This window comes from Corynebacterium sp. MSK006 (assembly GCF_030232385.1).
Taxonomy (GTDB): Bacteria; Actinomycetota; Actinomycetes; order Mycobacteriales; family Mycobacteriaceae; genus Corynebacterium; species Corynebacterium frankenforstense_A.
Map to the genome: position 1 here is coordinate 38,600 of NZ_JASPJZ010000015.1, position 19,445 is coordinate 58,044.

At 73.4% G+C, this 19,445-nt stretch carries 17 protein-coding genes; 11 read left to right on the forward strand and 6 right to left on the reverse strand.

Annotated features, from left to right (window positions below):
- Positions 1–62: 62 nt before the first annotated feature.
- On the reverse strand, positions 63–434 hold the full coding sequence (locus QQA02_RS08950) for a DUF5319 domain-containing protein (RefSeq protein ID WP_284776036.1): 372 nt from the start codon (positions 432–434) through the stop codon (positions 63–65).
- Between the two features lie 136 nt (positions 435–570).
- Here QQA02_RS08950 and guaB point away from each other — a divergent pair, with 136 nt between their 5' ends.
- The 4 genes from guaB to guaA all read left to right on the forward strand — a co-directional run bounded on the left by guaB (position 571) and on the right by guaA (position 6,569).
- A complete protein-coding gene (gene guaB, locus QQA02_RS08955) occupies positions 571–2,091 on the forward strand; it encodes an IMP dehydrogenase (RefSeq protein ID WP_284864164.1) in 1,521 nt (506 codons plus the stop codon).
- 222 nt (positions 2,092–2,313) lie between these two features.
- Positions 2,314–3,450, forward strand: a complete 1,137-nt coding sequence (locus QQA02_RS08960; RefSeq protein WP_284864165.1) for a GuaB3 family IMP dehydrogenase-related protein — start codon at positions 2,314–2,316, stop codon at positions 3,448–3,450.
- A 51-nt stretch (positions 3,451–3,501) separates the two neighbouring features.
- Positions 3,502–4,857 (forward strand): PAS domain-containing protein, encoded by a 1,356-nt coding sequence (locus tag QQA02_RS08965; protein WP_284864166.1) that lies wholly within the window; start codon positions 3,502–3,504, stop codon positions 4,855–4,857.
- 137 nt (positions 4,858–4,994) lie between these two features.
- Entirely contained in the window at positions 4,995–6,569 is a 1,575-nt protein-coding gene (gene guaA, locus QQA02_RS08970) for a glutamine-hydrolyzing GMP synthase (protein WP_284864167.1), read from the forward strand.
- Between the two features lie 74 nt (positions 6,570–6,643).
- Here guaA and QQA02_RS08975 read toward each other — a convergent pair whose 3' ends face one another.
- On the reverse strand, positions 6,644–7,951 hold the full coding sequence (locus tag QQA02_RS08975) for a PspC domain-containing protein (RefSeq protein WP_284864168.1): 1,308 nt from the start codon (positions 7,949–7,951) through the stop codon (positions 6,644–6,646).
- Between the two features lie 85 nt (positions 7,952–8,036).
- Here QQA02_RS08975 and QQA02_RS08980 point away from each other — a divergent pair, with 85 nt between their 5' ends.
- From QQA02_RS08980 to QQA02_RS08990, 3 genes are read left to right on the forward strand one after another with little or no spacing between them, the layout of a single operon-like run.
- A complete protein-coding gene (locus tag QQA02_RS08980; protein WP_284864169.1) occupies positions 8,037–9,224 on the forward strand; it encodes an ATP-binding protein in 1,188 nt (395 codons plus the stop codon).
- A gap of 32 nt (positions 9,225–9,256) precedes the next feature.
- Positions 9,257–9,904, forward strand: a complete 648-nt coding sequence (locus tag QQA02_RS08985) for a response regulator (RefSeq protein WP_284864170.1) — start codon at positions 9,257–9,259, stop codon at positions 9,902–9,904.
- Positions 9,905–9,944: 40 nt separating this feature from the next.
- Entirely contained in the window at positions 9,945–10,208 is a 264-nt protein-coding gene (locus tag QQA02_RS08990) for a hypothetical protein (protein WP_284864171.1), read from the forward strand.
- 18 nt (positions 10,209–10,226) lie between these two features.
- Here the strand turns inward: QQA02_RS08990 and QQA02_RS08995 are convergent, their stop codons facing one another.
- Together QQA02_RS08995 and QQA02_RS09000 are read right to left on the reverse strand one after the other, a co-directional pair.
- Positions 10,227–11,582 (reverse strand): NtaA/DmoA family FMN-dependent monooxygenase, encoded by a 1,356-nt coding sequence (locus tag QQA02_RS08995; RefSeq protein ID WP_284864172.1) that lies wholly within the window; start codon positions 11,580–11,582, stop codon positions 10,227–10,229.
- A gap of 67 nt (positions 11,583–11,649) precedes the next feature.
- Positions 11,650–12,078: a hypothetical protein gene (locus tag QQA02_RS09000; protein WP_284776018.1), complete on the reverse strand. Its 429-nt coding sequence runs from the start codon at positions 12,076–12,078 to the stop codon at positions 11,650–11,652.
- A 55-nt stretch (positions 12,079–12,133) separates the two neighbouring features.
- Here QQA02_RS09000 and imuA' point away from each other — a divergent pair, with 55 nt between their 5' ends.
- The 3 genes from imuA' (at position 12,134) to QQA02_RS09015 (ending at position 16,655) form a co-directional block, all read left to right on the forward strand.
- Positions 12,134–12,904, forward strand: a complete 771-nt coding sequence (imuA', locus tag QQA02_RS09005) for a DnaE2-dependent mutagenesis accessory factor ImuA' (RefSeq protein WP_284864173.1) — start codon at positions 12,134–12,136, stop codon at positions 12,902–12,904.
- 58 nt (positions 12,905–12,962) lie between these two features.
- Complete coding sequence (locus QQA02_RS09010; RefSeq protein ID WP_284864174.1) at positions 12,963–14,675, forward strand: DNA polymerase Y family protein; 1,713 nt, start codon at positions 12,963–12,965, stop codon at positions 14,673–14,675.
- A 363-nt stretch (positions 14,676–15,038) separates the two neighbouring features.
- Positions 15,039–16,655, forward strand: a complete 1,617-nt coding sequence (locus tag QQA02_RS09015) for an inorganic phosphate transporter (RefSeq protein WP_284864175.1) — start codon at positions 15,039–15,041, stop codon at positions 16,653–16,655.
- Positions 16,656–16,864: 209 nt separating this feature from the next.
- Here QQA02_RS09015 and QQA02_RS09020 read toward each other — a convergent pair whose 3' ends face one another.
- Positions 16,865–17,425 (reverse strand): AMIN-like domain-containing (lipo)protein, encoded by a 561-nt coding sequence (locus QQA02_RS09020; protein WP_284864176.1) that lies wholly within the window; start codon positions 17,423–17,425, stop codon positions 16,865–16,867.
- A 58-nt stretch (positions 17,426–17,483) separates the two neighbouring features.
- On the opposite strand from QQA02_RS09020, the gene QQA02_RS09025 reads away from it, so the two are divergent.
- A complete protein-coding gene (locus QQA02_RS09025) occupies positions 17,484–18,413 on the forward strand; it encodes a sucrase ferredoxin (protein WP_284864177.1) in 930 nt (309 codons plus the stop codon).
- A gap of 118 nt (positions 18,414–18,531) precedes the next feature.
- On the opposite strand, the gene QQA02_RS09030 is transcribed toward QQA02_RS09025, so the two are convergent.
- A complete protein-coding gene (locus tag QQA02_RS09030; RefSeq protein WP_284864178.1) occupies positions 18,532–19,305 on the reverse strand; it encodes an HAD-IIB family hydrolase in 774 nt (257 codons plus the stop codon).
- Positions 19,306–19,445 lie beyond the last annotated feature (140 nt).

Here is a 19,445-nt window from a genome sequence, read left to right on the forward strand (position 1 = left end):
CCCCACCCCACCCCGCGGTGCGTTACGCGCGCGGCGTCGGCAATTCAGGCGATTAAGGCAATTCAGATGCCGCGCACGCCGTCGAGGTACCCCAGGGCGTAGTCCCAGGTGACGTAGGCGTCGACGTCGGGCTGCGCGCCCGGCTCGTGGACCGGGCTGACGGTCTCGCGCAGGGTGGCGCGCATGTTCGCCGCCAGGATCGCCCAGTCGAAGTAGTGGTAGATCTCGCAGTCCTCGCAGAAGAAGACGATGCCGAGCACCCCGCGCGGCTCGAGCACGCGGCGGAAGTCCTTGACCAGCGCGAGATCGCGCTCGATGGCGACGCGCTCCTCCTCGGAGATCGGCTCGACGGGTTCGTCCTCGGTCAAAAACGACGCCGGGTCGTTCGGGTCGTCGGCGAACGGGTCGAGGGGCATCTGATGGTCAAAGTTCACAACGCCCGATCCTATTGAGGGCGCCTGTCGAGGGCAATGACCCCCGCCTCGCGTTTCCGCACTAAAGTGACGGGGAGTACCGCCATTCACATGGCGGCGACCGGGAGCGATCGCACAAGTGAGGAGACCGAAGAAGATGACCCAGGAGCGCGTATTCACCGGCGGAGACGACCCGAACAAGGTCCTGCTCAACGGGCTGACCTTCGATGACGTGCTGCTGCTGCCGGCGGAGTCCAACGTCATCCCCTCCGAGGTGGACACCTCCGCGCAGTTCACGCGCAACATCCGGCTGGGCATGCCGGTCGCCTCGGCGGCCATGGACACCGTCACCGAGTCGCGCATGGCCATCGCCATGGCGCGCCAGGGCGGCATCGGCGTGCTGCACCGCAACCTCTCGGCCGAGGAGCAGGCCGAGCAGGTCGAGACGGTCAAGCGCTCGGAGTCCGGCATGGTCACCGACCCGGTGACCTGCACCCCCGAGATGACCCTCGAGGAGGTCGACGCCCTGTGCGCCCGCTTCCACATCTCGGGCCTGCCCGTCGTCGACGCCGAGGGCGTGCTCGTGGGCATCTGCACCAACCGTGACATGCGCTTCGAGCCGGACATGAAGCGCAAGGTCGCCGAGGTCATGACCCCGATGCCGCTCGTGGTCGCCCCGTCGGGCGTGACCAAGGAGCAGGCGCTGCAGCTGCTGAGCGCCAACAAGGTGGAGAAGCTGCCGATCGTCGACCCGGACGGCAAGCTGACCGGCCTGATCACGGTCAAGGACTTCGTCAAGACCGAGCAGTACCCGAACGCCTCCAAGGACGCCTCCGGCCGCCTGCTCGTCGCCGCGGGCATCGGCACCGGCGAGGACTCCTACAAGCGCGCCGCCCAGCTGGTCGACGCCGAGGTCGACGTGCTCGTCGTCGACTCCGCGCACGCCCACAACAACCGCGTGCTCGAGATGGTCACCCGGGTCAAGAAGGACTTCGGCGACCGCGTCGACGTCGTCGGCGGCAACCTGGCCACCCGCGAGGCCGCCAAGGCCATGTACGAGGCCGGCGCCGACGCCGTCAAGGTAGGCATCGGCCCGGGCTCGATCTGCACCACCCGCGTCGTCGCCGGCGTGGGCGCCCCGCAGGTCACCGCCATCCTCGAGGCCGCCGCCGCCCTGAAGGGCACCGGCGTTCCGATCATCGCCGACGGCGGCATGCAGTTCTCCGGCGACATCGCCAAGGCCCTGGCCGCCGGCGCGGACTCCGTCATGCTCGGCTCCATGCTCGCTGGTACGGCCGAGGCGCCGGGCGACATCGTCGTCGTGGGCGGCAAGCAGTACAAGCGCTACCGCGGAATGGGCTCCATGGGTGCGATGCAGGGCCGCGGCCTGACCGGTGAGAAGCGCTCCTACTCCAAGGACCGCTACTTCCAGGCCGACGTCAAGAGCGAGGACAAGCTGGTCCCGGAGGGCGTCGAGGGCCGCGTGCCGTTCCGCGGCGGCATCGACGCGATCACCCACCAGCTCGTCGGCGGCCTGCGCGCCGCGATGGGCTACACCGGCTCGGCGAACATCGCCGCGCTGCACGACGCCCGCTTCGTCCAGATCACCGGCGCGGGCCTGCGCGAGAGCCACCCGCACGACATCCAGCAGACCGTCAAGGCGCCGAACTACCACTAGTCGCCGCGTCCGCTGCCACAGCGGGGGAGGGGCGTGCCACGGGTGTCACCGGGGGCGCGCCCCTTCCGTGTGCTTGACGACGCCCCGTCGGTCGCCGTGGGCGGTACCACCGCCGGGTGGGCGGCTGCGCCGCCGGGCCGTCTGGCCCCGGTGCGGCGGCCGCGAGTAAACTCTTGTGCGCACAACCGCCGTTCGTCGTCCCCTGAGATGAGGAAATACCCAATGCGTGACTACGCCGAAATCGGCATCGGGCGAGAGGCCCGCCGCACCTACCACCTGCGCGACATCTCGATCGTGCCCTCCCGGCGCACCCGCTCCTCGAAGGAGACCGACACGACCTGGCACATCGACGCCTACACCTTCGACATCCCGGTGATGTCGCACCCGACCGACGCGCTGGCCGGGCCCGAGTTCGTCATCGAGATGGACCGCCAGGGCGGCCTGGGCGTCATCAACGCCGAGGGCCTGTGGGGCCGTCAGTCCGACCTCGACGGCACGATCGACCGCGTGATCGCCGCCGCGAAGGAGCCCGAGGGCGAGGGTGTGGACACCCCGGCCGCCAACCGGGTGCTCCAGGAGCTGCACTCCGCCCCGGTGGACTTCGACCTGCTCGCCGAGCGCATCGGCGAGGTCCGCGCCTCCGGCGCCACCGTCGCCGTGCGCGTCAGCCCGCAGAACGCCTGTGAGTTCGCCCCGCACGTGATCAAGGCCGGCGCCGAGCTGCTGATCATCCAGGGCACCATCATCTCCGCCGAGCACGTCGCCCAGGGCGGCGAGCCGCTCAACCTCAAGGAGTTCATCGGCTCCCTGGACGTGCCGGTCATCGCCGGCGGCGTGACCGACTACACCACCGCGCTGCACCTGATGCGCACCGGTGCGGCCGGCGTGATCGTCGGCTCCGGTGTGAACACCTCCTCGGCGGCGCTGGGCATCGAGGCCCCGATGGCCACCGCCATCGCCGACGCCGCCGCCGCGCGCCGCGACTACCTGGACGAGACCGGCGGGCGCTACGTGCACATCATCGCCGACGGCGAGATCGAGAGCTCCGGCGACGTGGCCAAGGCCATCGCCTGCGGCGCCGACGCCGTGGCCGCCGGTGAGCTGCTCGCCCCGGCCGCCGAGGCCCGGGCCGAGGGCTACTACTGGCCGTCCGTGGCCGCCCATCCGCGCTTCCCGCGCGGCGTGGTCTCGCACCCGGCCTTCACCGGCGAGCGCCCGAGCCTGGAGACCCTCCTGCACGGCCCCTCGACCAGCGCGTCGGGCCGGGAGAACCTGGTCGGCGGCCTGCGTCGCGCGATGGCGAAGTGCGGCTACACCGACGTGAAGTCCTTCCAGAAGGTCGACCTGGCGCTGAGCTGAGCGAGCGCGCCCGCGAAGCCCCCGAGCTGAAAACAGAGCTGAAAACTGACGATGAACCGGCAAGAGAACCCGGTCGGCCTGGACGACGTCTTCTTCTCCACCACCGACGACAAGGGCCGCATCACACTGGCCAACGAGGTCTTCGTCCGGCTGTCCAAGCACCCGCTCGAGGAGCTCGTCGGCGCCCCGCACAACATCGTGCGCCACCCCGACATGCCCGCCGGCGTCTTCCGTGCGATGTGGGACGCCCTCGAGGCGAAGCGCCCGTTCGCGGGCTTCGTGCGCAACCGGGCCGCCGACGGCAGCCCCTACGAGGTGCTGGCCACGGTCACCCCGCTGCCCGCCGGCGGCTACCTCTCTGTGCGCACCCGCCCGATGACCGAGGCCGCCGAGACGGCCTTCGGGCTCTACACCGAGGTCCGCGAGCAGGAGCGCGAGGCGGAGGAGTCCGGTCAGACCCGCCGCGAGGTCGCCCAGCGCACCGCCGCGGCGCTGTCTGAGGCCCTCGGCGTCGAGAGCTACGAGCGCTTCCAGTGGGGGCTGCTTCCCGCCGAGCTCGCCGCGCGCGAGGCCGCCGGTGCCACGCTTCCCGACGCCCCGGTGGTCGACGCCGCCGACGCCGCTGACGGCACCGCCGCCACGGCCGAGGCGGCCGTCGCGGAGATGATCACCGCGCTGCGCCGCGCCCACGACCTGCTCGGCGACTGGACCCACGGCCAGGAGGAGACCGGGGCACTGGCCGAGGATCTCGGCGGGCTGACCGCCCGCGTCTCCGAGGCGGCCGGCGCCGGCGAGCGCGTGCGCGCGGCCGCCGAGGAGCTGGACCTGACCGGCCCGCAGCGCACCCTGCTGCTGGCCCCGCTGCAGATCTGGGCGAACATGCACGGCATCGTCAGCGGCTACCTCGGGGAGCTCTCCGGGCTCATCGAGCGGGTGGACCGCTCCTCGCGCGAGGCGCTGTTCTCGCTGGCGCTGGTGCGCCTGCAGACTGCGGCGGCGGGCAGTTTCGCCGTCGAGCCGGGCGCCGCGGACTCCCCGGAGTCCCTCACGGCGCTGTACACCGCGCTGAAGGCGGGCATCGACTCCCTCGACGAGCAGGTCACCCGCGAGGAGCGCCTGGTCACCCGCCTGAACTCCAAGGCCGGTTCGGTCGCCCGCATCATGGAGCCGGTGCAGGGCGTGATCGCCGGCTGGCTTAACGACACCGACGTCGAGCACCTCACGGGCGGGGCCCGCGAGCTCGTCGAGACCGTCACCGCCGCCGCCGAGGAGACCCGGGCCGCAGCCGCCCAGCTGACCGCGGCCTCCGGATCGCTCTCCGCGCTGGCCCGCCCGGACGTCACCGAGCTGCGCCACCTCGTCGCCGAGGTCGAGGACGCCCTGCAGCGCGCCACCCGCGGCTGGTGACGGCTGCCGCGGCAGGGCACCGCCGGCGGTGCCCTGCCGCCGACGGTGCGCCGCGCGACGTCGGAAAGCGGACGCCGCGGGGGAGGCCCCGGAGCCGAATCGGGGTGCCACCGGCGCATCGACTAGGATCATTCACCGTGACGCAGCCGATCGAGACCAAGAACAGCCCCGTCCTCGTCGTGGACTTCGGTGCCCAGTACGCGCAGCTCATCGCGCGTCGCGTGCGCGAGGCCCGCATCTACTCCGAGGTCGTGCCCCACACCATCACCGCCGGCGAGGTGCGCGAGAAGAACGCCGCTGCCCTCATCCTCTCCGGCGGGCCCGCCTCCGTCTACGCTGACGGTGCGCCCTCCCCGGACCCGGAGATCCTGAAGCTGGGCCTGCCCGTCTTCGGCATCTGCTACGGCTTCCAGGTCATGACGCAGCAGCTCGGCGGCACCGTCTCCGCCACGGGCCGCCGCGAGTACGGCCGCACCGACCTCACCGTCGACTCCGGCGTGCTGCACCAGGGCTTCGAGCACACCCACAAGGTCTGGATGAGCCACGGCGACGCCGTGACCGAGGCCCCGGAGGGCTTCACCGCCACCGCGACCTCCGCCGGCGCGCCGGTGGCCGCCTTCGAGTGCCCCGAGAAGCGCATGGCCGGCGTCCAGTACCACCCCGAGGTGCTGCACTCGCCGCACGGCCAGGAGGTGCTCACCCGCTTCCTCACCGACGTCGCGGGTCTGAAGCAGGACTGGACCGCCGCCAACATCGCCCAGGAGCTTATCGAGGGCGTGCGCGAGCAGGTCGGCGACGGCTACGCGATCTGCGCGCTGTCCGGCGGTGTGGACTCCGCCGTGGCCGCCGCACTCGTGCAGCGCGCCATCGGTGACCGTCTGACCTGCGTGTTCGTCGACCACGGCCTGCTGCGCGCCGGCGAGCGCGAGCAGGTGGAGAACGACTTCGTCGCCGCCACCGGCGCCAAGCTGGTCACCGTCGACGAGTCCGAGGCCTTCCTGGCCAAGCTGTCCGGTGTGACCGAGCCGGAGGCCAAGCGCAAGGCGATCGGCGCCGAGTTCATCCGCTCCTTCGAGCGCGCCGTCTCCGGCGTGCTTTCCGACGCCCCCGCCGGCGCCAGCGTCGACTTCCTGGTGCAGGGCACCCTGTACCCGGACGTCGTCGAGTCCGGCGGCGGCTCCGGCACCGCCAACATCAAGAGCCACCACAACGTCGGCGGGCTTCCCGACGACGTGGAGTTCACCCTGGTGGAGCCGTTGCGGCTGCTGTTCAAGGACGAGGTGCGCGCCGTCGGCCGCGAGCTCGGCCTGCCCGAGGTCATCGTCGCCCGCCAGCCCTTCCCGGGCCCGGGCCTGGGCATCCGCATCATCGGCGAGGTGACCGCCGAGCGCCTCGAGACGCTGCGCGCCGCCGACGCCATCGTGCGCGAGGAGCTCACCGCCGCCGGCCTCGACGACCAGATCTGGCAGTGCCCCGTGGTGCTGCTCGCCGACGTCCGCTCGGTGGGCGTGCAGGGCGACCACCGCACCTACGGCCACCCCGTGGTGCTGCGCCCGGTCTCCTCCGAGGACGCCATGACCGCCGACTGGGTGCGCATCCCCTACGAGGTCCTCGAGACCGTCTCGACGCGTATCACCAACGAGGTCGCCGACGTCAACCGTGTCGTCCTCGACGTGACCTCGAAGCCGCCGGCAACCATCGAGTGGGAGTGACCCGCCCCGCGTCGGTCTGAGCCGGGGCGCCGGGGGAGAGGCCGCGCAGGCCACCCCGGCGTCCGGGGACCCGCTTAGTCCGCGTCGCCGTCCGCGGGCGGGTCGTCGACCACGGCGACCGTCGTGGGCGAGGGCACGAGCCCGCCCTCGACGACGACCGTCAGCTTCGCGCCCGGCGCGTCGCGGTTGTAGTCGCCCGAGGTGCACTCCATGTCACCCAGGCCCTCCTCGCACTGCAGCTCCAGCGGCACGCCGGCCGGCAGGAAGACCTGCGTGGAGCCCAGCCCCGAGCTCACGGTCACCGTGTGCGGCTCGTCGAGCGGGCCGACGCCGGTCAGGTCCACCGTCAGGGCGCGCAGGCCGCCCTCGTAGTCGTCCTGCAGGTCCGCCTCCGCGGCAGGGGCCTGGCGGTCCTCGCCGAAGAGCGTGCCGCCGGCGACCACCAGTGCGGCCCCGGCGAGCAGCGCGGCCAGGAGTACCCCGCCGATGATCAGCGGCCAGTTGAGCCGCTTCTCCTTCGGCTGCTCGACGAAGTCCGCGCCCGGGTAGTGGGTGGCCCCGCCGGCGCCGGCCCCGACCCCGGCGTCGGCGTACCACGGTGCGTCCTGCGCCCCGCCTGTGCCGGCGCCCGTGCCGCCGCCCGGGTAGCTGGCCCCCGTGGAGTCCGGGTTCTCCGTCCAGTAGCCGGTGCGGCCCTGGCTGCGCCAGTCGTAGGGAGCCGCGCCCAGCGGGTCCCAGTCGCCGGCCGGGGCCTGGCGCTGCGCGCCCGCTCGCGGGTCCGGCCAGCCCTCGGCCACCTCGTAGCCGGACAGGTCCGCCCACGGCGCGGCACCGGCGGCACCGGCGGCACCCGCACCGACGGCGCCTGCGCCGTCGTGCGCCCCGTCGACGGGTGCGTCCCCGTCGACGGGGCGCTGCGCGGCGTCGTCAATCGGGGTGGCGATCAGCCCGGGCGGCGGCACCGGGGTGCGCTTGTGCAGCAGCACGAACGCGCCGGCGGCCAGGGCCAGGGAGAGTAGGAACGCCAGCGCCGAGCCGTCGACCAGGCTCGAGCCGAGCAGCCCCGAGGTCAGCACGGCGAAGATGAGTAGCAGGATGCCGCTCGTGCGGTCCTCGCTGTCGGAGCCGGGGCGGCCGAGTGCCTCGAACGGCGAGTACGGCACGCCGTAGCGGGGCATCAGGCCCCACAGGATCAGGTAGATCGGCACGCTGGTCACCCAGATGAACGCGCCCGCGACGAAGAGCACGCGCACGAGCATCGGGTCGATGCGGTAGCGCACGCCGATGCCCTCGCACACCCCGGCGCCCGGGGAGCCCGACAGGCGCGGCGGGCGCGTCGCCCAGATCCGGCGGGCCAGTTCGCCCGCGGTGTTGGTGTCCATACGTTTATTGTCTCCGGTGCGTCATCGGAGCGCATCAGGGAAACCCCCGATGTGTCCGGGCGCCTCGGCAGGGAAGATGGAGGGCATGTTCCGAAAGCAGTCCGGCGCGCGCGCCCGCGGGGAGGTGGCCTACCCGGTCTACACCCGCCCGCGCGAGGGCGCCGTCTTCGCCGGCGTGGCCGCGGGGCTTGCGCGCCACCTCGGCGTCGACGTGTTCTGGGTGCGCCTGGTGCTGCTCGGCCTGACGGCCGCCGGTGGGGTGGGCGTGCTGATCTACGCCGGGATCTGGCTGGCCAGCTCGCGCGACGCCGAGCCCGCCGACGCCCCGCCGACGCGCACCCGCGTGCCCGGTCTCGGGTGGTGGGGGCTGATCCTGGTGGCCCTGGTGCTCGGCTCGACGATGTCGGTGAGCATCGACGGCGAGGGCGGGTTCAACTTCGAGCTCGCGGTGCCGCTGGTCGTCGTCGCGCTCGGCGCCGTGCTGGCCTGGCAGGCCTACGACCGCGGTGTGCGCGGTCCGGCCGGGGTCACCTCCGTGGTCGTGGGCACGGGCCTGGTCTTTGTCGGTGTGATCGTGCTGCTGGTGGGCACCAGCTCCGACGGCTTCGTCCAGGCCCTCACCGCCGTCGTGTTCACCCTGGCCGGCGTGGCCGTCATCGGCGTGCCCGCCGCGCTGCGCGTCTCCGAGCGGCTGTCCACCGAACGGGCCGAGAAGCTCGCCGGCGAGCAGCGCGCCGCGATCGCCGCGCACCTGCACGACTCCGTGCTGCAGACGCTCGCTCTGATCCAGAAGAACGCGGCCGATCCCGAGACCGTCTCGCGGCTGGCGCGCAGCCAGGAGCGCGAGCTGCGCCAGTGGCTCTTCGACACCCAGGAAAAGCAGACCTTGAGCGTCTTCGGCGCGCTGGAGCGCGCCTGCGGCGAGGTCGAGGACCTCTTCGGGCTGCACCTGGCGCCCGTCACCGTGGGCGAGGACAGGCCGCTTTCCGATGTCGCGCAGGCCGCCGTCCTGGCCGCGCGCGAGGCGTGCGTGAACGTGGCCAAGCACGCCGGGGTGGACCGCGCCGACGTCTACGCCGAGCTGCTCGGCGGGCGCCTCGAGATCTTCGTGCGCGACCGCGGCCGCGGCTTCGACCCCGGGCGGGTCCCCGCCGACCGGCACGGGCTGGCGGACTCGGTGCGCGGACGCGTCGAGCGCGTGGGCGGCACCGCGACGGTGCGCTCGAGGCCGGGGGAGGGCACCGAGGTGCGCGTGGCCGTGGAGCTCGTGTGAGCGGGCCGGGCGCGGGCGGTATCCTTGGCCGCATGACCCGAGTCTTCCTCGTCGACGACCACTCCGTGTTCCGCTCCGGCGTGCGCGCCGAGCTGGGCGTCCAGCCCGGCTGCGAGGTCGTCGGCGACGCCGGCACCGTCGCCGACGCCGTCACGGGCATCGTGCGCACCCGGCCCGACGTGGTGCTGCTCGACGTGCACATGCCCGACGGCGGTGGGGTGGCCGTCATTCAGCGGGTCCACGACGCGGGCGTGGAGCCGCGCTTTTTGGCGCTGAGCGTATCCGACGCCGCCGAGGACGTCATCTCGGTGATCCGCGCGGGTGCCCGCGGCTACGTGACCAAGTCGATCGACGGCGCGGAGCTCGCCCACGCCGTCGAGCGCGTCGACGGCGGCGACGCCTACTTCTCGCCGCGCCTGGCCGGCTTCGTCCTCGACGCCTTCGCCGGCCACGGCCCGGCGGCCGCCGGCGCCCACGACCCCGTGGTCGACGAGCTGACCCCGCGCGAGCTGGAGGTGCTGCGGCTTCTGGCGCGCGGCTACACCTACCGGGAGATCGGCAAGGAGCTGTTCATCTCCGTCAAGACCGTGGAGACGCACGCCTCCAACATCCTGCGCAAGACGCAGCAGTCCAACCGCTACGCGCTGTCGCGCTGGGCCGCCTCGCGCGACCTCGACTGAGCGGGCCGCGAGCCCGACCGGAACCGAAGGGAGTCACCCCATGGCCGCACGTGAGCGCCGCGGACGCGAGCGCATATTCTTCCACGTCGACCCCGCCCGCACGCTGCTGTTCGCGCTGCTGTTCACGGCGATCTTCATCTGGCAGGCCGACCTTTACTGGGGCTGGTGGCTGCCGACGTTTATCGGCATCTGGGCGGTCTTCTACGCCTGCCACCTGTTCTACGTGTGGGCGAACAACAAGATCCAGGACGTCTCCGAGCGCATCCGCGCCGAGCAGGACCGCCGCGACCGCGGCGGCCGCTGAGCCCGGGCCGCGCGCCCGCTAGCGGCGGTACTTCGCCGCGGGGTGCGTGGCAGGCAGCAGGTCGGAACCCGTCACGCGCGCACGCAGGGTGCGCGGCGCGGCGTCGTCAATCGAATCGTCCGAGACCAGCCCGCGCGCACGCAGCATCGGCACCACGTGCTCGGCGAAGGCGCGCATGTCGGGCCCGCGCAGGGCGTAGTCGACGTTGAAGCCGTCGACGCCGGACTCGCGCAGCCAGCGCTCGAGCTCGTCGGCGATGGTGGCGCCCGAGCCGACGAAGACCGGTCCGCGCCCGCCGATGGTCATGTGCGCGGCCAGGTCGCCGACGGTCCAGCGGCGCGTCGGGTCCAGGCTGGTGAAGGACTGCAGTGCGGAGCGGTTGCCCTGGATCTCGACGTCCTCGAGCACGTCGTCGGGGCCGTAGGTCGACAGGTCCAGCCCGGTCCAGCCGGCGAAGAGCGCGAGCGCGGCCTCCTGGTCGACGTAGCGCAGGTAGGACTCGTAGCGCTCGAAGGCGGCGGCGTCGGTCTCGGCGGCGATGGCGGTCACGGAGGTGATCGTGGTCAGCTCGGAGTCCGCGCGGCCCTCCTCGGCCAGCAGGCGGCGCGCCTCGGTGACCAGCGGGGCGACGTTGTCGGGCGTGGTGCCGGAGAAGAACAGCGCCTCGGCGTGGCGGGCGGCGAAGGCCAGGCCGCGCGGCGAGGAGCCGGCCTGGAAGAGGAACGGGGTGCGCTGCGGGCCGGGCAGGCTCACCGCCGCGCCCGGCACGTCGAACCACTGCCCCTTGTGCTCGATGGGGTGCACCTTGGCCGGGTCCATGTACACGCCCGACTCCGCGTCGGAGACCAGCGCGGACGGTTCGATGGAGCCCTCCCACAGCGCGTAGCAGACCTCGGCGAACTCGTCGGCGCGGTCGTAGCGGGTGTCGTGGTCGAGCTCGGGGGCGCCGATGTTGCGCAGCGCGCCGGGCTGGTAGCCGGTGACGATGTTCCAGGCGATGCGCCCGCCGGTGAGCTGGTCGAGCGTGGCGAAGCGCCGGGCGAGCAGGTACGGCGACTCGTAGGAGGTGTTCGCCGTGACGCCGAAGCCCAGGCGCCGGGTGCCCGCCGCCAGCGCGGAGATCAGCGGCATCGGGTCCAGCAGCGGGTACTGCATGCCGGCGCGGATGGCGGCCGCGCCGCTGCCGCCGTAGACGTCGTAGATACCGGCGACGTCGGCGAGGAAGAGGGCGTCGAAGCCGGCCTCGTCGAGCATGCGCGCGTGGGAGACCCAGAAGTCCAGGTCGCGGTACTGTTCGGGCTCGGCGTCGGGGTGGCGCCACAGGCCGGAGGACTGGTGGGTGGGCACGAGCATGTCGAGTGCGGAGAGGAACATGCCGGTAATTCTTGTCCGTGCCCTGCCCCCGGCGAAATTTTTGATTCGAAAACCCCCGTTCAGGGGGCTAGTCCTCCGGGTCGGCGAAGGCGAGCGCGCGGGTGCCGTCGACGTGCGGGAAGACCCAGAACATCCAGCCGAAGACGACGAGGAAAGCCACCAGCGTCACCCAGGTCGCCGCCGGGGCGAGCAGCGGGGCGAGCATGAGCGCGAGCCAGACCAGAAACAGCGGCAGCACCTGGCCCAGGCGCGGGCGGGCCTCGATGCCGCGCTTGTCCAGGAAGGCGCGCATCTCGCGGCGGTAGGGGTGCGAGAACGTCAGCAGGCAGCCGGCGGCGACGGCGGCGATCATCACGGCGACCTGAGCCCCTCGCGGCAGCGGGGTGGTCAAGACGGCGACGGCGAGCCCGAACAGCGCCGAGGTGCCCAGCCGCACCACCGGCGGGGTGGGGATCGGGGTCGGGTGTGCGTGCATGCTGCCGTATGCCGTGGTCATGGGGGCTTACGCTACCAGTTGACGCCCGGGCGGCGGGCGGGGGATAATCGCGGACGTGGATAGAACAGGCGTTCGTGGCGGGGAGCTGACGGGGCTCGACCGCGCCGGCACCATCGCCGCGCTGCGCGAGAAGGTCGCCGCGCTCTCCGGCGGCGCGGGTGCCACCGGGGGTTCGATTGCCGACGCCGCGGTGGCCGACGCCGCGCACACGCTCGGCCTCGGCGCGCGCCTGGACGCCGCCCTGCCGCTGGCCCGCGGTGCGGTCACCGAGCTCGACGGGTGCGCCGCGCTGGTCGCCGAGGCCCTGGCCCGGGCGACGGCGGCGGGCTTGAGCGTCGGGGTCGTCGGCTGGCCGGAGCTCTCGTTCGCCGGGGTCGCCGAGGTCGGCGGGGAGCTGGGTCGCGTGGTCGCCGTGCCGCGCGCCGGGGCGGAACCGGCGGCGGTGGCGGGGGTGCTCGTCGACGGCCTTGACCTGGTCGTCTGGCGCGGCGCCAGGGAGCTGACCCCGCGTGCGGCGCGCCCGCTTCTGGCCCGGCTGCGCGGCGGCACGGCGGCGCTGCTGGCCGTCGGGGTGCGCGTGCCCTCGCCGCTGGCGCGGGTGAGCGCGCGCGTGACCGGCTTCGACGGGCTGGGCCGCGGCGCCGGGCGCATCCGGGTGCTCGAGGTCGGCGTGCGCACCGTAGCGCGCGGGGCTGCGCCGCGTTCGACGGTGCTGCGCCTGGGTGACCCGGGCCCGCTTGCCGACGCCGCGCGCGGGGCCGACGCGGGTGCCGAGGGCGCCGTCGGCGGGGCGCGGCGTCCCGCCGGGCGGCTGCGCGCGGTCTGAGTCCGGGCCTGACCGGCGGCACTGGCGTACAGGTGTTCGATAGATGATAATCGTCCCCGTGACGGCGAGTGCGGCGAGTGCGGAGAGCGAGGCGCGCGGGGCAGTGGCGGCCCCGCGCGTCATCGCGCTGTGGTTCCCCGACTGGCCCGTGCAGGCCGCGGGGCTTGCGGCCCCGGGCGCCGTCGTCGCCGAGCACCGCGTCCTCGCCTGCGGGACCGCCGCGCGTGCCGCCGGGGTCCGCCGCGGCATGCGGCTGCGCGCGGCCCAGGCGCTGTGCCCGGAGCTCGACGTCGCCGAGGCCGACGCCGACCGCGACGCGCGCGCCTTCGAGCCGGTGGCCGCGGGGCTCGACGAGGTCACCGCCAGCGTCGAGGTGCTGCGCCCCGGCCTGGCGGTGGTCTCTGCGGGCGGGCCGGCGCGCTTCTTCGGCGGCGAGGACGCCGCGGTGGAGCGGTTGCTCGACGCCGCCGCCCGCCGGGGCGTGGACTGCCTGGCCGGGGTCGCCGACGAGCTGTCCACGGCGGTGCTCGCCGCCCGGCACGGCCGGGTCGTCGCGCCGGGCGCCTCCCGGGAGTTCCTGGCCCCGCTGCCGCTCGCCGAGCTCGTCGCCGAGGTCGCCCTGGGCTGCGACGGGCAGACCGCGACCACGCTGGTCGGCCTCGGGGTACGCACGGCCGGGGAGCTGGCCGCCCTGCCCGGCCCGGCCGTGGTCACCCGGTTCGGGGCGGCCGGGGCGCGGCTGCGCGAGGTGGCCACCGCCGCCGGCGAGCGCCTGGTCGCCCCGCAGGCCGGGCGCCCGGACCTGGCCGTGGCACTCGAGCCGTCGGAGCCGGTGGTGCGCGTGGACGCCGCGGCCTTCGCCGCCCGCCAGCTGGCCGCACGGCTGCACGCGCGCCTCGCCGAGGCCGGGGTGGCGTGCAACCGGCTGCGGGTGACCGCGGACTTCGCCGGCGGCGAGCGGCTGACCCGGGTGTGGCGCACCCGCGAGCCGCTGACCGAGTCCGCCACCGCCGACCGGGTGCGCTGGCAGCTCGACGGCTGGCTGACCGTCCGCGCCCTCGACGCCGCCCCGGGCCACCCGCACGCGTCGCGGCCCGGTGCAGTGGGCGGTGCCGGTTCCGCCTCCCGTCCCTCCCGTGCCGCCGGTTCGGCAGGAGGCGCCGAGCCGGTCGCCGCGGCAGACCTGGCGCCGGCTGACCCGGACCCCGACGACGGGCTGGTCGCGCTGACCCTCGACCCGGTCGAGGTCGCCGAGCCCGAGACCGTCGCCGCCCTGTGGGGCCGGCGCACCGGGGGAGAGGCCGCCCGCCGCGCCGTCGAGCGCGTCGTGTCCACCCTCGGGGCCGACGCCGTTCTCCAGCCGCGCCTGATCGGCGGCCGCGGCGTGGCCGAACGCGTCGAGCTCGTGCCCTACGGCGAGGCCCGCGAGGCGCCGCCGGAGGGCTCCTGGCCCGGCCGCATCCCGGGCCCGCTGCCGGCGCGCCTCGGCGCGGGGCCGAACCACCCCGCCAGCAGGGTCATGCTCGTCGACGCCGCCGGGCGCCGCGTCGCCGTCACCGCCGAGGCCGAGCTCAGCGCCGCCCCCGCCGGCCTGGCCTGGGGCGAGCGCCGCTTCCTGGTCACCGGCTGGGCCGGGCCCTGGCCCGTCGACCGCCCCGAACCGGTCGCCCGGCTCCAGGTCGCCGGCGAGGACGGCGCCGACGGCGCGGCCTACGCCTGGCTGCTCATCTGGCGCGCGGGCCGCTGGGCCATCGAGGCGCTCTACACCTGAAGCCCGTCTTCGCCCGCCCCGCGCGCCCACGCCCGCGCCCACGCGGGCACCCCGCGGCCGGGCTCACCCGCGCGCACACGTGCACGTGCGCACCCCTCGCGCGCCACCCCGCGCGCACCCCGCCCACGCCGCAGATGTGCGCCGGCGGGGACCGACGGGACGTCGGCAAGCGGCACGAAGAATTAACGCGCGCGCAACCCTGACTTCACACTGGGTAGTCCCTGTGGACACGCTGTCCGACCAACCTGGAGGTGCGGCCCCGTGCGGACCGTCGAACCTGCACGCACAGTGGAGGCGGTGCCCACCGGCGACGGCGGCCCGCCTCCCTCAGAGAAACCGGAGAGAGACAAGGGAACCGGGCCCATGACTGCATCACCAACGACTCAAACGAAAAAGGGCGGTGAATCGCTCGCGTCCCAGGCCAACGACTGGGGCTGGCACCTGACCTTCGGCGCCATCTTCGCGGTCACCATCATCATCTTCACGCTGTGGTCCTTCGACTTCGTCGGCGACGGTGCGAGCCGCATCGTCCTGATCACAGCCATCGTCTTCGCCATGTTCATGGCGTTCAACATCGGCGGCAACGACGTGGCCAACTCCTTCGGCACCTCCGTCGGCGCCGGCACGCTCTCGCTGAAGCAGGCGCTCGTCGTCGCCGCGATCTTCGAGGTCAGCGGCGCCGTGCTCGCCGGCGGCGAGGTCACCGACACGGTGCGGTCCGGCATCGTCGACCTCGACGCCATCCAGGGCCTGGACGCCTCGGAGTTCCTCTACATCATGATGGCCTCCCTGCTCGGCGCCGCCATCTGGCTGCTCGTGGCCACCCGGCTGGGCTGGCCCGTGTCCACCACGCACTCCATCGTCGGCGGCATCGTCGGCGCAGCCCTGACCGTCGGCTTCATCACCGGCAAGGGCGGCTGGTCGATGGTCCAGTGGAGCGAGATCGGCACCATCGCCATCTCCTGGGTGCTCTCCCCGGTGCTCGGCGGTGTGGTCGCCTGGCTGCTGTTCCGCTCCATCAAGAGCTCGATCCTCGTCTACAACGAGCGCGCCGACACCCGCCTGCGCGACATCAAGGTCGAGCGCGCCGAGCTGAAGACCCGCCACAAGAACGCCTTCGAGCGCCTCAACGAGATCCAGCAGATCTCCTACACCAACGCGATGGTCCGCGACGCGACGACCTACTCCGACCCGGACCACGACCCCGACGAGCTCGAGTCCGACTACTACCGCGAGCTCGACCGCATCGACCGCGAGGCCGACGACGTCGACGCCCACCACGCCCTCGAGGTGTGGGTGCCGCTGCTGGCGGCCGGCGGCTCGGTCATCATCTCCGCGATGATGCTGTTCAAGGGCCTGAAGAACCTGAACCTGGACCTGTCGAACTTCGGCAACTTCCTCATCATGGGCATGATCGCCGCCGTGGTGTGGATGGCCGTGTTCATCTTCGCGCGCTCCCTGAAGCGCCAGGACCTGTCGCGCTCGACGTTCCTGCTGTTCAGCTGGATGCAGGTCTTCACCGCCTCGGCCTTCGCCTTCTCGCACGGCTCCAACGACATCGCCAACGCGATCGGGCCGTTCATCGCCGTGCTCGACGTGCTCAAGACCAACGAGATCGCCGCCGAGTCCTCGGTGCCGCTGGCCGTCATGGTCGCGATGGGCATCGCCCTGATCTCCGGCCTGTGGTTCGTCGGCCGCTACGTGATCAAGACCGTCGGCAGCGGGCTGACCGAGATGCACCCGGCCAGCGGCTTCTCCGCCGAGTTGTCCGCGGCCGCCGTGGTCATGACGTCCTCGCTGCTGGGCCTGCCGGTCTCCTCGACCCACATCCTCATCGGCGCGGTGCTCGGCGTGGGCATCGTCAACAAGGCCGCCAACTGGAACCTGATGAAGCCGATCGCCGCCGCCTGGGTGATCACCCTGCCGGCGTCCGCCGTCGTCGCGGCCGTCACGGTCTCCATCCTGCGCGTCGTGTTCTGACCTTCGATTGACGACGCTGCGCGTCACGCACCGCGGTCCCGCACCGTGCGGCGTGGCGCGTTCCGCGTCTCCGGCGTCGTTGCGCCGCTTGCCGCGCCAGGCGCGCGCCTGCTGCGCCGTGTGCGCGCACGGCGCGCGCCAGAGGCGGGCGGGTGCGCGCTCGCGGGACGTGCGCGGCGCAGCCGTCGGCAATCGCCGCGCACACTGCGTCAGCTGCGCACGAGGTCGATGACCAGTCGCGTCGGCTCGTCGATGACCTGCACGGAGTAGGGCACCTCGCGCTCGAGGCCGACGACGAACTGCGAGCGGCCTTCCAGCGTGCCCACGGGCACGACCTCGGTGACCACGCCGTCCTCCTGGGCGGCCACCCGGGTCAGGTGCGGGTCGTCGACGCCGACCTCGAAGGGGTAGGCGGTGCCGTCGATGTTGACGTTGAGCGCCACCGCGCCCTGGTAGGTCACGGTCGCCCCCGAGGCCTGGCTGGCCGGGGTCTCGTCGTAGTCGACGTACCAGCCGGGGTGGCCCTCGCAGGCGAGGTCGAAGACGACGCGGTCGAAGGTCTCGTGGTGGCCGGTGCGCACGCCGGTGACGGCGAGGCCGGCCGGGCCGTCGGGACGCTCGGTCTTCATCGCCGAGTTCGCGTCGCCCAGCGGCGTCAGCCCGGTGACCGGGGCCTCGGTCTCACTCGAGCACCCGGCGCAGGCGGCGCCGAGCGCGAGCACGCAGAGCAGGCTCGCGGCGCGGGCCGGGCGTGCGTGCGGGCGGGTCATGGCTTACACGGTAGCGGCCGGGGGTGGATCGCGCGCAGTGCAGGCTAGGCTCATTCGCATGGAACCGTTGACGCGCTGCTCGGAGGTGCGGGTCGAGACGCTGCCCGGCACCGCCAAGTCCATGACGACCTGCCTCGCCCTCGAGTACCCGGAGCACTGGAGCCGCGACGTCCTCGACGGCGGCACCTTCGGCGAGGATCTGACGGGGCGCCTCAAGCGGCACCTGAAGGCGTACGGCGCCGGCCTGCAGCTGATCCGCCGCGTCGGGCGCGCCGGGCACGGCGGCCACGCCTCGGACGGCAGCGACTCGTTCCACCTGTACCTCTTCTTCACCGCGGAAGGCGTCGCCGAGCTGCTCAAGGTGCCCGGTCCCGAGGCGATCCTGGACCTCGATCTGTCTGGCCCGGGCCGCAACGGAGCGCTGCGCATCGAGCACCCGGTGCTGCTGGTGTGCACGCACTCGAAGCGCGACGCGTGCTGCGCGATCAAGGGCCGCCCGCTCGCGCACGACCTCGACGCGACGCAGCCGCGCGAGTGGGTCTGGGAGTCCTCGCACACGAAGGGCCACCGTTTCGCCCCGTCGATGCTGCTCTTCCCGTGGGGCTACTCCTTCGGGCGCCTCAACGCGCCGGCGGCCGGGACGCTGATGGCCGCTGCCGCGCGTGGCGAGCTCTTCCTGCCCGGTAACCGCGGGCGCGGCTGCTTCGACGGGCCCGGCCAGGTCGCCGAGCTCGCCGTCGCCGCCGCGCTTGCCGACGCCCCGTCGCCCGCCCCCGCCGGTTCCCTCACCGTCGCCGCGCCCGACGGCGCCACGGGCGTTGCGTTGGGCGGAGCGGCCGCTGATGCGGTGCGCGAGGTCGCGGCGCCGGACGGGCGGCGCTGGCGCGTGGCCCTGGAGAAGGTCGCCTACGAGGGCGTGGTCTCCTCCTGCGGCGACGAGCCGAAGCGCGGCAAGGGCTGGCGCGCCCTCGCCGTGGAACCTCTCTGAGCCCGACCCGTGCTGACCGCGTCGGGGGTACCGGTCGCCCCGCGTTGCGCCTGCACCGTTCCGGGCCCGCCCACTTCCGGCGGCGGCTGCCCTGCACCGGCCCTGTGGCGGTCCCGGGTCAGCCGTGGGCGAGCACGGCGTCGATGAACTCGGCGACGGACCCGGTGACCGTCCCGCAGACCTTTTTGACCTCGGCGGGGGAGTAGTCGAAGCAGGCGGCGTGGTCGGCGCGGCGGTGCATGCCGATGTCGTTCCACGAGTCGCCGACGGTGTAGACCACCGGGTCGATGCCCAGGTGCCTGACGAGCCGGTCGATGCCCGCGCCCTTGCCGGTGCCGGCGGGCATCACGTCGAGGAAGTCCTGGTTGCGCACCGCGGAGGCCCCGGGGAAGCGGCCCACCCACCTCTCGATGCGCCCCATCCGCTCCGGGTCGCCGGGCACCCAGATCGGCGCGCCGACGAATTCGTGCTTCGGGATGTCGGCGACGTCGAGGCTCTCGTTGTCGACGAGGATCGAGGTCGTCGCCTCGCCGATCCCGTTGTGCAGGATGAGGTCGCGGGTGTCAAGGGTGGTCGCGTAGAGGTTCACGCCCTCGGCGCCGGCGAGCTCCTCGGCCAGGGCTGCGACCACCGCGGTGTCGAGCGGATCGGCCTCGATGACCCGGTAGTCGGCGTCGGTGATCACGCAGCCGGTGTTGAGCACGTGGTAGTCGAACTCCACGCCCGTGCCGCGGAGGGCGAAGCGGGTGGCAGCGATGGACTTGCCGGTGGCGGTCACCGCGAGGTTGCCCGCGGCGCGCCAGCGTGCGACGGCCTCGGCGTCGGCGGGCCGGATGCCGTCGGCGAAGAGGATGGTGCCGTCGAGGTCGAATGCCATGAGTCTGCGCGTCACGCCCCAAGATTACCGACGCCGCGCCTGCCCCGCGCGCACGTTTTCTCACCGTCTGCGCGTTGCCACCGTGCTGTGGCGCGCCGACGCCACCGCATGAGGGAACCCCGGCCCGCCGGGGAGCGGTGCCGGGGTTTCAGGCC